The sequence below is a fragment of the Streptomyces aureus genome (assembly GCF_001418135.1).
GTDB classification, from domain to species: Bacteria; Actinomycetota; Actinomycetes; order Streptomycetales; family Streptomycetaceae; genus Streptomyces; species Streptomyces aureus_A.
Map to the genome: position 1 here is coordinate 1 of NZ_LIPQ01000106.1, position 12,993 is coordinate 12,993.

The 12,993-nt window shown below is 70.5% G+C and carries 9 protein-coding genes and 1 pseudogene; 3 read left to right on the forward strand and 7 right to left on the reverse strand.

Annotation, left to right across the window (positions count from 1 at the left end; all coding sequences use genetic code 11):
- Nucleotides 1–1,325, reverse strand: a 1,325-nt coding sequence (locus AOK00_RS11190; RefSeq protein WP_055600159.1) for an MFS transporter, incomplete at its 3' end; no start/stop codon positions are given.
- A 26-nt stretch (nucleotides 1,326–1,351) separates the two neighbouring features.
- Nucleotides 1,352–1,795: a MarR family winged helix-turn-helix transcriptional regulator gene (locus tag AOK00_RS11195; RefSeq protein WP_055600160.1), complete on the reverse strand. Its 444-nt coding sequence runs from the start codon at nucleotides 1,793–1,795 to the stop codon at nucleotides 1,352–1,354.
- A 210-nt stretch (nucleotides 1,796–2,005) separates the two neighbouring features.
- Between AOK00_RS11195 and AOK00_RS11200 the strand changes: the two genes are divergently transcribed.
- Entirely contained in the window at nucleotides 2,006–2,260 is a 255-nt protein-coding gene (locus AOK00_RS11200; protein ID WP_055600161.1) for a hypothetical protein, read from the forward strand.
- Here AOK00_RS11200 and AOK00_RS11205 read toward each other — a convergent pair.
- On the reverse strand, nucleotides 2,230–3,681 hold the full coding sequence (locus AOK00_RS11205; RefSeq protein ID WP_055600162.1) for an NCS2 family permease: 1,452 nt from the start codon (nucleotides 3,679–3,681) through the stop codon (nucleotides 2,230–2,232). The genes AOK00_RS11200 and AOK00_RS11205 overlap by 31 nt on opposite strands.
- Nucleotides 3,682–3,826: 145 nt before the next feature.
- On the opposite strand from AOK00_RS11205, the gene AOK00_RS11210 reads away from it, so the two are divergent.
- Both AOK00_RS11210 and AOK00_RS11215 read left to right on the forward strand, forming a co-directional pair.
- Complete coding sequence (locus tag AOK00_RS11210; protein WP_055600163.1) at nucleotides 3,827–4,138, forward strand: DUF2530 domain-containing protein; 312 nt, start codon at nucleotides 3,827–3,829, stop codon at nucleotides 4,136–4,138.
- Nucleotides 4,139–4,226: 88 nt separating this feature from the next.
- Complete coding sequence (locus AOK00_RS11215) at nucleotides 4,227–6,635, forward strand: cation-translocating P-type ATPase (protein ID WP_055600164.1); 2,409 nt, start codon at nucleotides 4,227–4,229, stop codon at nucleotides 6,633–6,635.
- A 164-nt stretch (nucleotides 6,636–6,799) separates the two neighbouring features.
- Here AOK00_RS11215 and AOK00_RS11220 read toward each other — a convergent pair whose 3' ends face one another.
- From AOK00_RS11220 to AOK00_RS11235, 4 genes and pseudogenes are all read right to left on the reverse strand, one after another.
- A complete protein-coding gene (locus AOK00_RS11220; protein ID WP_055600165.1) occupies nucleotides 6,800–9,046 on the reverse strand; it encodes an FG-GAP repeat domain-containing protein in 2,247 nt (748 codons plus the stop codon).
- 101 nt (nucleotides 9,047–9,147) lie between these two features.
- On the reverse strand, nucleotides 9,148–10,362 hold the full coding sequence (locus tag AOK00_RS11225; protein ID WP_055600166.1) for a hypothetical protein: 1,215 nt from the start codon (nucleotides 10,360–10,362) through the stop codon (nucleotides 9,148–9,150).
- Nucleotides 10,362–11,306 carry a hypothetical protein gene (locus tag AOK00_RS11230; RefSeq protein ID WP_055600167.1) on the reverse strand — a complete coding sequence of 315 codons (945 nt, stop codon included), beginning with the start codon at nucleotides 11,304–11,306 and terminating at the stop codon, nucleotides 10,362–10,364. Before AOK00_RS11230 ends, AOK00_RS11225 begins: the two co-directional genes overlap by 1 nt.
- 189 nt (nucleotides 11,307–11,495) lie before the next feature.
- A pseudogene (locus tag AOK00_RS11235) lies at nucleotides 11,496–12,993 on the reverse strand (sacsin N-terminal ATP-binding-like domain-containing protein); the annotation flags it as partial.

A 12,993-nucleotide genomic window follows, 5' to 3' on the forward strand; every position in this document is an offset into this window, starting at 1 on the left:
GCCAGCCGCTCCCGCGCCACGAACCGCACCTGTGGGTGCCCGTGGCGCCAGGCCCAGGCGACCTTGAGGCCGCCGACCCGGGCCAGGACCAGGCCCACGACGACCGCCGCCGCCAGGGAGATCACGCCGCCCGTCGCGAAGCCGACGCGGGCGCCGTACGTGTCGGTGACCCAGCCGAGGAGCGGCGCGCCGATCGGCGTACCGCCGGCGAAGACCATCATGTAGAGGCTCATCACCCGGCCCCGCATGGCCGGGTCGGTCGCCATCTGGACGGCCGAGTTCGCGGTGATGTTGACCGTGAGGCCGATCATGCCGATGGGGACGAGCAGCAGCGCGAACAGCCAGAACGCCGGCGACAGGGCCGCCGCGATCTCCAGGATGCCGAACACCGCCGCCGCGATCACCAGCATCCGCAGCCGGGTCGAGCCGCGCCGGGCCGCCGCGAGGGCGCCCACGAGCGAGCCGGCCGCCATGAGGGTGTTGAGGAAGCCGTACGCGCCGGCGCCGACGTGGAAGACGTCGCCGGAGAAGGCGGTGAGCCAGATCGGGAAGTTGAATCCGAAGGTGCCGATGAAGCCGACGAGGACGATCGGCCAGATCAGATCCGGTCGCGCGGCCACGTAACGCAGGCCCTCCCGCAGCTGGCCCTTGCCGCGCGGGGCGCGCTCCACCTTGTGGAGTTCGCTCGTCCGCATGAGCAGGAGGCTCGTGAGCGGCGCGAGGAAGAACAGGCCGTTGAGGAGGAAGGCCCAGCCGCTGCCGACACCGGCGATGAGGACACCGGCGACGGCGGGGCCGACGAGCCGCGCGGACTGGAAGTTCGCCGAGTTCAGGGAGACGGCGTTGCGGAGGTGGTCGGGGCCGACCATCTCGGAGACGAAGGCCTGCCGGGCCGGGTTGTCGACGACGGTCACCATGCCGAGGAGGAAGGCGATCAGGTAGACGTGCCAGACCTGGATGCTGCCGGAGAGGGTGAGGACGGCGAGCGCGATGCCGCAGAGGCCGAGGGCTGCCTGGCTGACGAGCAGCAGGCGCCGCTTCGGGTAGCGGTCGGCGATGACTCCGCCGTAGAGGCCGAAGAGCAGCATCGGCAGGAACTGCAGTGCCGTGGTGATGCCGACGGCGGCGGCCGAGCCGGTGAGGCTCAGGACCAGCCAGTCCTGGGTGATGCGGGCCATCCATGTACCGGTGTTGGAGACGATCGCGCCGGTGAAGAACAGCCGGTAGTTACGGATCCTGAGCGAGGAGAAGGTTTCCCCCCGCCCGCGGGTGTCGAGGGTGGGTTTGTGGACGGGTGCGGAGTCTGCTCCGGGTCCCGTACTCAAAGTGCGTCGCCTCCTTGGCGCGTGGACTACAGGTGGGCGAGCTTCTCCAGGACGGGGGCAGCCGCGCGCAGCTTGGCCCATTCGTCCTCGTCCAGGCCCTCGGCGAGCGAGGCCAGCCAGGCGTTCCGCTTGCGGCGGGACTCTTCGAGCATGGCTTCGGCCTGCTCGGTCTGGCTGACCACCTTCTGCCGACGGTCGTCGGGGTGCGGCTCCAGCCGGACCAGTCCCTTGGCTTCGAGCAGCGCGACGATGCGGGTCATCGACGGCGGCTGGACGTGCTCCTTGCGGGCCAGCTCGCCGGGCGTGGCGGAGCCGCAGAGCGCGAGGGTGCCGAGCACCGACATCTCGGTGGGGCTCAGCGACTCGTCGACGCGCTGGTGCTTGAGGCGTCGGCCCAGTCGCATGACGGAGGAGCGGAGCGCGTTCACGGCCGCGGCGTCGTCGGCTGTGCCGTGGGACAGGTCAGGCATGTTTGTTAGCCTAACTCATTACTCTGCCTAAATACCAACGGGGGCGCGCGGACGTCGCACGGATCACACCCGTTTACCCCCGCACGCCTGCCCCCGCGCGTGAACCGCACGCGCCCGGATCACGCTTCCGCATCCATGTATCACCCAAACGAGTGAGTCGGATCCAGAAAGTGACGCAAAGAAGCCCCGGCTGCCCCGACCCTGAACGACATGGGATCGACAGTGCTCAGCCTGCGCATCGACGGTGAGCTGCTCGACCGGCTCAGGAGTCACGCCGCGAAAAGAGGAATGAGCGTCCAGGACTATGTCGTCCGGACGCTCATTCGCGAGGATTTCGACGAGCGGTTCAAGACCGCCGTCGACGAGACGGAGAAGTTCTACGGGGAGGCGGACGGGGAGCCGGCGGCCGCCACGGCCACCGACACCCCCCGCGATCACGTGAGGCCGAGCGCCGGCATCGCGTAGTAGAAGACGAAGACCGCCGACACGATGTACATGGCCACCGGGACCTCACGGCCGCGGCCGGCCGCGAGCCGCAGCACGCTGAACGCGATGAAGCCGATGCCGATGCCGTTCGTGATCGAGTACGTGAACGGCATCATCACCATGGCCAGGAACGCCGGCACCGCGATGGTGTAGTCGCTCCAGTCGATGTCCTTGACCGAACCGGCCAGGATCAGGAAGCCGACCGCGAGCAGCGCGGGCGTGGCCGCCTGGGACGGGACCATCGTGGCCAGCGGCGTGAGGAACAGCGCCACCGAGAACAGACCGCCGGTCACGACCGAGGCGAGACCCGTGCGCGCGCCCTCGCCGACGCCCGCCGTGGACTCCACGAAGCAGGTGGTGGCCGAGGAGGAGGTCGCGCCACCGGAGGCGACGGCCAGGCCGTCGACGAGCAGGACCTTGTTGATGCCGGGGAAGTTGCCGTCCTTGTCGATCAGCTTGGCCTCGTCGCCGACGCCGAGGATCGTGCCCATGGCGTCGAAGAAGCAGGACAGCAGCACCGTGAAGACGAAGAGGACGCCGGTCAGGTAGCCGACCTTCTCGAAGCCGCCGAAGAGGCTGACCTCGCCGACCAGACCGAAGTCGGGCGAGGCGACGGGGTTGCCCGGCCACTCCGGGGTGGTCAGACCCCAGGACGGGACGGTCGCGACCGCGTTGATCACCATCGCCACGATCGTCATGACGACGATCGAGATGAGGATCGCGCCCGGCACCTTGCGGATGATCAGGGCGAGGGTGAGGAGCGTGCCCAGGATGAAGACGAGCACCGGCCAGCCGGTGAGGTGACCGTCGCCGCCGAGCTGGAGCGGGACGGTGGTGTGCGCGGCGTCGGGGATGCGGGAGACGAAGCCCGAGTCGACGAGGCCGATCAGCATGATGAAGAGGCCGATGCCGATCGCGATGCCCTTGCGCAGGCCGACCGGGACCGCGTTCATCACGCGCTCGCGCAGACCGGTCGCGACGAGCAGCATCACGACGACACCGGCGAGGACGACCATGCCCATGGCGTCCGGCCAGGACATCTTCGGCGCGAGCTGGAGCGCCACGACCGTGTTGACGCCGAGGCCGGCGGCGAGGGCGATCGGGACGTTGCCGATGACGCCCATGAGGAGCGTCGAGAACGCCGCCGTGAGGACGGTGGCGGTGACGAGCTGGCCGCCGTCGAGCTGGTGCCCGTACATGTCCTTGGCGCTGCCGAGGATGATCGGGTTCAGCACGATGATGTAGGCCATCGCGAAGAAGGTGGCGAAACCGCCGCGGATCTCGCGGGCGACGGTCGAGCCGCGCTCCGAGATCCTGAAGTAGCGGTCGAGACCCGAGGTCGGCTCCTGGGGAGCGGAAGGCTCGGGGGGCATGGCCTTGGCGGTGGCCGTGGTGCTCATGGGGGGTTCCTCTTCGGGAGACGTCCGTTGGCGGTTCGTACGAAGGAAACCCGCCAGAGGCAAACCGTTTCAGTATGAACACATGAACGAGCGGGCGTCTATCTCCGCGCGTAGATACGATTTCCCGCCACCTAGACTGACCCTCATGGCGAAGTGGACACCGAAGCACGAGGCACCCGAGCCCCTCGAAGGGCCCGTCGTCGCCACCATCACCGGCGGAACGATCCTGTGGTTCGTCCTCTTCCTCGTCCAGGTCCCGTTCTACGGCTGGTTCGACGACCGGGACCTGACCTGGTGGGTGTGGACCTGCCTCGCCGGCGCCGGACTCGGCCTGATCGGCATCTGGTACGTACGGAAGCGGGACGCGGCGATCAAGCGGCACGAGGCGGCGCGGGCCGCGGGGACCGAGACCGCGGGCGAGACCACGGGGAACCCCGAGGCGCACCCCGGCGCGTAATGCCAGGGGACCATTCCCCTCCTCCCCCGGTCTGATCTTCGCCCTTCTCGGCAGGTGAACGGTCGGTTCCGGTCGTACCGTCGGAAACATGACTCAGCGGGCGAAGATCGACACGGACGGCGGCGAGGCCGAGGCGGTGGGGCCACCCGTTGTCCACCGCCCCGCCGGACTCACCTCCGCCGAGGTCGCCGAACGCGTCGCCCGCGGCGAGGTCAACGACGTCCCCGTACGCAGCTCCCGCTCGACCACGGACATCGTCCGCGCCAACGTCTTCACCCGCTTCAACGCCATCATCGGCGTGCTGTGGGTGATCATGCTCTGCGTCGCGCCGATCCAGGACAGCCTCTTCGGCTTCGTGATCATCGCCAACACCGGCATCGGCATCATCCAGGAGCTCCGCGCCAAGAAGACCCTCGACGGGCTCGCCGTCATCGGCGAGGCGAAACCGACCGTCCGGCGCGACGGCGTGGCCGCCGAACTCTCCACCTCGGAGATCGTCCTCGGTGACCTCATCGAACTCGGACCCGGGGACAAGGTCGTCGTCGACGGGGAGGTCGCGGAGGCCGACAGCCTGGAGATCGACGAATCACTGCTCACCGGCGAGGCCGACCCCGTCGTCAAGAAACCCGGCGACCTGATGATGTCGGGCTCGTTCGTCGTCGCCGGCGGCGGCGCGTTCACCGCCACCAAGGTCGGCCGCGAGGCCTACGCCGCACAGCTCGCCGAAGAGGCCTCCCGCTTCACGCTCGTCCACTCCGAACTCCGTACGGGCATCTCCACGATCCTCAAGTACGTGACGTGGATGATGGTCCCGACCGCGATCGGGCTCGTCATCAGCCAGCTCGTCGTCAAGGACAACAACTTCAAGGACGCCGTCGCCCGTACGGTCGGCGGCATCGTCCCGATGATCCCCGAGGGACTCGTCCTGCTCACCTCGGTCGCCTTCGCGATCGGAGTCGTACGACTCGGTCGCAAGCAGTGTCTCGTCCAGGAACTGCCCGCGATCGAGGGCCTCGCGCGCGTGGACGTCGTGTGCCTGGACAAGACGGGCACGCTGACCGAGGGCGGCATGGACGTCACCGAGCTCCGCCCCCTCAACGGCAGCGACGAACCGTACGTACGGAAGGTCCTCGGCGCCCTGGGAGAATCCGACCCCCGCCCGAACGCCTCCCTCCAGGCCATCATCGACGCCTACCCGGACACGGTGGAGTGGCGGTGCACGGAGGCCCTGCCGTTCTCGTCGGCCCGGAAGTACAGCGGGGCGGCGTTCAGCGAGGGCGACGGCGAGAACTCCAGATGGCTGCTGGGCGCCCCCGACGTCCTCCTGCCCCACGGGGACCCGACACTCACCGAGATCGACCACCTCAACGAACAGGGCCTGCGGGTCCTGCTCCTGGCGCGGACGGCGAACGAACTCGACTCGCCCGAGGTCGCGACCGGCGCCCACCCGACGGCCCTGGTCGTCCTCGAACAGCGACTGCGGCCGGACGCCGCGGACACGCTCGCGTACTTCGCCGACCAGAACGTCGCCACGAAGGTCATCTCCGGCGACAACGCGGTCTCGGTCGGCGCGGTGGCCGGAAAGCTCGACATGCCGGGCGCGGCGAACACGGTGGACGCCCGCACGCTCCCCAGCGACCGGGAGGAGATGGCGAAGGTCCTCGACGAGAACGCCGTCTTCGGCCGGGTCACGCCGCAGCAGAAGCGCGACATGGTGGCGGCCCTGCAGTCCCACGGACACACGGTCGCGATGACGGGCGACGGCGTGAACGACGTCCTGGCCCTGAAGGACGCGGACATCGGCGTCTCGATGGGCTCGGGCTCGGAGGCCACGAGAGCGGTGGCCCAGATCGTGCTCCTGAACAACAGCTTCGCGACACTCCCGTCGGTGGTGGCGGAGGGCCGCAGGGTCATCGGCAACATCACCCGGGTGGCCACCCTCTTCCTGACGAAGACGGTCTACTCGGTCCTCCTGGCGGTCCTGGTGGTGTGCTCACAGGTGGAGTACCCCTTCCTCCCCCGCCACCTGACCCTCCTCTCCACCCTGACGATCGGCGTCCCGGCCTTCTTCCTCGCGCTCGCGCCGAACAAGGAACGGGCCAAGCCGAACTTCGTACGCCGGGTGATGCGGTACGCGATCCCGGGCGGCGTCATCGCGGCGGCGGCCACGTTCACCACGTACCTCCTGGCCCGCCACCACTACAGCGGCGAAGGCGCCCTGGAGGCCGAGACGAGCGCGGCCACCCTCACCCTCTTCCTGGTCTCGATGTGGGTCCTGGCGATCATCGCCCGCCCGTACACGTGGTGGCGCCTGACCCTGGTCGCCACGATGGGAGGCGCGTTCGTCCTGGTCCTGATCGTGCCCTGGCTCCAGGACTTCTTCGCCCTGAAGCTGGTGGGCACGACGCTGCCATGGGCAGCGGTGGCGATCGCGGCGGCGGGCGGCCTGCTCCTGGAGGTCGCGTGGAAGTGGGTGGACCGCAAGTTCCCGGCGTAGCCCTGCCGCCCCGGTCAGGCGACGGCCCGGCAGTCGGCACAGCCGGCGTCCGGGCCGTCAATGACAGGGCGTCGAGCAGAACCGGGGGCGCTCCCTGCGGTCGCGTCGCCGCGCGATGGCCTTCGGCCACCCTTGACCCACCCAAGATCGCGAGTTCCGATCGATCAGAAGACGGCGACGTCTCCGCGGCCACCGGGGGTGATGGCCTCCCGGCGGGGCTTGAAGGGCGCCCGCCAGTCGCCGGTGCTCTCGTACAGGTAGCCGCCCTCGCCGTCGTACTCCTTCGCGTCGGGGTAGGACACGAGCAGGTCGCCGCGGCCGTCGCGGGTCACGTCGCCGAGGGCGGTGAACCGGGTGTACTCGTTCCAGCCGCCACCGATCCGCACCCGGGAGGCGAAGGTGCCGTCGCCCTTGCCGAGGTACAGCCAGAGGACGCCGGCCGCGTCGCGGGCGACGAGGTCTCCGGCAGGCGCTCCGGCGATGTTCCCGGTGGTGGCGATCTGGTTGTAGACGCCCCAGCCTCCGCCGATCTTCCTGCGGTCTCCGAGTGGGGCGTCGATGTTCCCGGTGCCGGGGTACAGCCAGAGGTTTCCCGACTTGTCGGTGGCCAGGAGGTCGGGCTTTCCGTCACCGGTCATGTCGGCGGTGCCGTTGATCTTGTCGTAGACGCCCCAGTTGGTGCCGATCTTCTTGCGGTTGCCGAGCTGGACATCGTTCCCGGTGCTGGGGTGGAGCCACAGACCGCCGCTCCTGTCCCGGGTGACGACGTCGGGTTCGGCGTTGCCGCCGAGGTTGCCGGGGATGGTGAAACGGTCGTAGACGTTCCAGCCACTCCGCGATACGGATTGCGTGGAGCTGTGCCACCCGACCCACCCTTGGGACGGGGAGTAATCACCGTCCCACGATTCCAGGGCTCCCGCGCCATCCACGATGAACGCGTCGGGAGACCCGTTGTCGCTGAAGTCGTGCGGGTGTGGCTTACGGGTGACGGTGAAGGTGCCCCTCTGCTGCACCGAGGGACCCGCGCCGTCGTGCGGGGAGATGTTGACACACCACGTCCACGTGCCGTTCGCCGCCGTGCCGGACGAGAACTCGCCCCCGTGGGGGTAGTCGAACCTGCCGTCCCAGGTCATGGTCAAGCTTCCGGCGCCGTCCGTGGAACCGTTCCCGCTCCAGGCGGATGTCCAGTATTCACCGCAATCCGGAAGATCGCCCGGACGGAGGTAGAAGTCGGCCGAGGCCGCCTTGCTCACCTCGAACGTGAACGGGACCACGCCCCGGTTCTTGTCAAGGTCCAGCACCTGCGGAATGTTGTGCCCCTTCAGCACGACCTCGGTCGGCTCGCCGGTGCGGGCCACGAGCTGCCGGGTGATGCCGCCGTCGCTGTCGGCGGCGATGCGGTACAGCCCCTCGCCTTCGCCCATCGTCAGGGAGCCGCCGCGTACCAGGAGGGTGCCGTCAGGGGCGGTGGCCACACTCGTCGCGTGGGCCAGGAGCTGCTTCGCGGGCTCGGTGCCAAGGGACTTGGCGTCGAAGGCCGACTGGCCGTTCCGGTAGGTCCGGTGGACCAGCCAGGAACCCGTCAGGCCGATCCTGACGCCCCTGACGGACCTGGCGGTGAATCGCTGGACTGCACCGGTCGCCCGGTTGGTGACGACCACCGCCTCGTCCTGGCTCGCGTACTGGCTCTCGACCCAGGCCACGTGGGTGGCGGAGACGGCGGCGAAGGGAGAGAGGGCCGAAGGGCGCGGGCTCTCGTACGTCTCGGTGGCCGCGTTCGTCGCCAGGTCGATCACCGCGAAGCGGGACTTGCCGTCGGCCTGGAAGCCGACCAGGGCCGTGCCCGGCGCGGCCGAGGCGAGGGTGAACGAACCGGCGCCGGCGGGCAGTCCGGTGACCGACCGGTTCGATACGGCGCCGTCGGCCGCGGAGGCGACCAGGTGCAGTTCCACGGCCCCGGCGGGGGTGGTCACGCTGGTGAGGACAGTCGCGCCGACAGCGCCAAAGGCGGTGTGCGTGCCGTCGGCCAGCGCTTTGAGGTCGATCTCGACGGGGGCCGCGCCGGTGGCCATGTCCTGGACACGCAGGACACGGTCGCCGGTGGTGGTGACCAGGACGTCGGAGGCGCCTGCCAGGACGGGGGCCTGGGAGGCGACGACGGTGGAGCTGCCGTCCGCGAGACGGGTCCAGCGGTACTCACCGGCGGCGTTGCTGCTGAGGAAGCCGGTGGCACCGGCGCTGACGATCTCGGAGCCGAGGGGGAACGGGATCACCTCCCCGGCGGCGGCCGAGGGCGCGGAGACGGCGGCGGTGGCGGCGAGCGCGCCGGGGGCCGCGGCCAGGGTCCCGGCGGTGACGGCAAGGGCGGCGATGATCGCCGCGGTCAGGCGCCGGGATGGGGCGTGTCGCATGGGGGACAAGATCGGTTCCTTCCAGGAAGCCGGTGACGGGTGGTCGCCGGACCTGCGGACTGCGCGTCGGGAAGAGAGTCGGACGCGCGTCGGGACGCGGGTCAGGAGTAGTCGTTGAACGTGGCGATCTCACCCGCGAAGAGGGGTTCGGAGCTGCGGTAGGAGAGCGGGTAGCGCCACGAACCCGTGGCCTCGTGCGAGGTCACCCCGGCCAGGCCGATCGCGAGAAGGGCGTTGGTGCGCCCGACGTGGAGGGGGCCGACTGCGATGAGTTGGGTGTACTTGTTCCAGCCGCCGTCGTCGACCTTGGTCCGCGGGGCGAAGGTGCCGTCGCCCTTGCCGAGGTACAGCCAGAGCACGCCGGCCGCGTCGCGGGCGACGAGGTCTCCGGCCGGGGCTCCGGCGAGGTTCCCGGTGGCGGTGATCTGGTTGTAGATGGCCCAGCCGCCCCCGATCTTCTTGCGGTCTCCGAGCGGGGCGTTGACGTTTCCGGTGGCGGGGTAGAGCCAGAGGCCGCCGGACCTGTCGGTGGCGAGCACGTCGACCCTGCCGTCGCCCGTCAGGTCGCTGCCTCCGGTGATCTTGTCGTAGGCCCCCCAGCCGGTCCCGATCCTGGCCCGGTCCGTGAACCCGCCGTCGCCCTTGCCCCGGTAGAACCAGAGCGCACCGGCCTTGTCCCGAGCCAGCAGATCGCCGACGGCGGAGCCGGCGAGGTCACCGGTCGCCTCGATCCGGTCGTACACCTGCCAGCCGCCGCCCACCAGGGTGCGCCGCAAGGGCTTCAGCTTGTAGTTCGTGTAGTGCGTGTCCTCCCGCCACAGCCGGCCGGCTGTGTCCCGGGCGAGGATGTCCGGCGAGCCGTCGTCATTGAAGTCGTGCGGGGTGCCGGTGCGGGAGAGGGTGAACGCGCCCGAGGTACGGAAGGGTTCACCGATTCCGTTGAGCGGGGTGACGGTCAACTCCCATGTGTAGGCGCCGTTGGGGCCGGGGGCACCGTCCAGGTCGCCGTACCACCAGTAGTACCGGGGGTACGAATCCGGAGTCTGCGTTTCCGTGCTCCGCCGGGTCAGACCCGTTGCGGTGTGGCGCAGGACGACCTCGTGGCGCACGTTGTGCCGCGAAAGCCACCATCTGAAGTACGCGTCGTCGCTGTCCGGTTCGCTACTGAGGGTGATGGCCTCGGGGACGTCGGACCGCAGCAGGCTGATCGCGGTGGACTCGCCGCTGCTCGCGACGGGCTCGGCGGCCGGGACCCCGTCGGAGCCGAGCGAGATCCGGTAGAGACCCTCACCGTGCGCCTTGGTGCCACCGCGCATCAGCAGGGTCCCGTCGGGGGCGACGACCGAGGACGAGCGGTGGACGAGCAGAGGGACCGTCCGTCCTTGACGTGGTGCGCGGTCAGCGGGACCAGGCCGGGGGAGACGGCCTGGGTCAGGCCGAGCGGGTCCGCCGCGAGGGCCCAGTCACCGACCATCTCCACCTGGACACGGTCGCCGGTTCCCAGCGGCTTGGTCGTGACCGCGCCGGAGGCCCGGTCGACGAGGACGAGCCCGTAGGTCCCGTCGGCTGCCCGCCGGCTGGTCGCGAGGGTAGAGGCCGAGGAGACGGCCTGATCGCCGAGTCCCTGCACCGCGGTCGTGCCGGTGACCGTCCCGGTGACGGTGCCGGTGGCGACGTCCACGACCCTGTAGTCCGGCTTGCCGTCGGACCAGCCCTTGACCAGGAACGTGTCGGGCGTGGCCTCCACGACCGTGGACGAGGGCAGCCCCGGCACCCTCCGGTCCACGATCCGGCCGCCCGTCGTGCTGACCAGGTGGAGAGCACCGTCGGACCACATGACAAGCGTCGAGCCGCTGAGTGCCAGGAACGTGTACGGGACGCCCTGGCCGGACAGGTCGATGGTGGCGAGCTCGCCGCCTCCGGCCATGTCGTGGATCCGGTAGACGTCCGGCGCGGACTCCACGACGACGATGTCCGACCGGGTGTTCCCGAGCGGGGTGCCGGTGAGCTCGGAGGTGGAGCCGTCGGCGTAGCGCGTCCAGAGGAGCTTCTCGCCCTTGGTGAGGAAACCGTGCGGTCCCGCACTGACGATCTCGCTCTTGGCGGGGAACGACAGCGTGGTCTGCTCCTCGGCGCCGACAGCCGCGTTCGCGGTACCGGCTGCCGGGGCAGCGGTCGCGGGGACGGCGGCGAGCGCTCCCGAAGTCAGCGCGAGCACGGTGGTGACGGCGGCTGCCAGGGTGCGGGCTGCACGAGGCATGGTGATATCCCCCCGATTGTTGAGGTGTGGGCGCTTCGCGCCACACACCTCAACAGACCCGCGAGCCGACGGAGAGGTTGTACGGAGAGTTGTACGGAAATCAACTTGCGGTCGAAGAAGCGGTGGCGCGACGAGCGGGACGGACGGCACCGACTGACCCCCGTCGAGCAGGAGCCTCCTCCGCCGGCGTCAGTCGAACCAGCGGTCCCTCGCCAGTTCGGCCGTCCTCGACGGGTCCTCCAGCAGTGCCGCCACCTCGAAGCGGCGCGGCCACTGGCCCGCCGACCAGGCCAGGCCCGCCGCCACGCCCTCCAGAGTCGAGGCGTGGACGACGCCGTCCGCCGTGCGGCGCCAGTCGAGTTCCGTGTCCGCCGCCCTGAGTTCCTCGTGTTCGATGTACGTCGTGGGGGTCGTCGGGCCCAGGAGGGTGCGGACCGAGTCCGGCACCTCGTGCTCCTCGCCCACCGTCGCCACCTCCGCCTCCACCGCCTCGCTCAGCCGCCTCACCTGGAACAGCTCCGCCAGGTCCGCCGCCCGCGCCGGCGACACCGGCAGCAGCGGCACCCCGCCGGCCAGCGGCAGCAGGTCCGGCGCGTCCGCCACCATCGCCTCCGCCGCGTCCACGACGACCACCTCGCCGTCCACCACCGCGCGCAGCTCGTCCGGCAGCGTCACCTGCTCCGGGTCCAGGTCCGCGAGGGCCGTGTACAGCGCGTGGAGCTGGGCGTCCGTGACCTCCCGCGAGGGGTCCGCGAGACGCGTCAGGAGTTCCGCCGCACCGCCCGGCTCGTCGAGCAGCGCCGCCACCGACGTGCGGACTCCCAGCGCCCTCAGGACCTGCTCGTCCTCGAAGCCGGTCGCGTCGGCGGAGTCGTACAGACCGGAGAGGAGCGGGTCCGAGCCCTCCGCGCGGAGGCCCGCCGGGCGGCGGCCGCCCAGGACGGGGTGGTCGCGGAGCCACCACGCCGTGTACGAGCGGACCGTCTCCGTCGTGCCGTCCGGCAGGAGGATCCGTACGGGCTGGGTGAGGGCGTCGCGGAGAGGGGGCTGCGCCAGGAGGGCCAGCGCCTGCGGCCAGGCGTCGTCATCGACCAGGTCCAGGTCCCGTACGGCCACGATCTCCGTCGCCACCGGCGGCACCGGCGTATCCGGCAGCCGGTCCAGGACGTCCTCGCACCACACGTCGACCGCGTCCAGAAGCCCCGCGTCGTCGGGCTCCGGGTAGTCGCCCTCGCGCGGCTCGACCTCGTCCGGGTCGAGGAGGAGGTCGGTGGCGCGGACCAGGGCGAAGGTGGCCAGCACCCCACAGGCGGCGAGGGGCTGCTCGCCCCATCGGGCGGCCAGGTCGGCGTCCACGTAGGCCAGTTCGTCCTCGCGCATGACGGCGGCGAACGCCGAGCCCGGCATCACCAGCTCGCCCGCCGGGGAGAGTTCGCCGTCCTCGTCGGGCAGCGCCAGCGCGCCCAGCCAGGGCTCCTCGCCCGGGCCGAGCTCCGCGTCCCGGACCAGGGCGAGGACGGTCTCGACGAGTTCGTCCGCGTCCAGGGTGTCCGCGTCCTCGTCCCAGATCTCACCCGCGTCGAGGGAGGCCGCGACCGCAGCCCGTACCTGCGGGGTCGTCAGGACCGCCCGGGGCGTGGCGGGCAGGGCGCCCAGCTTCTCCAGGAGCGGGTGGGCGGCCTCGGGG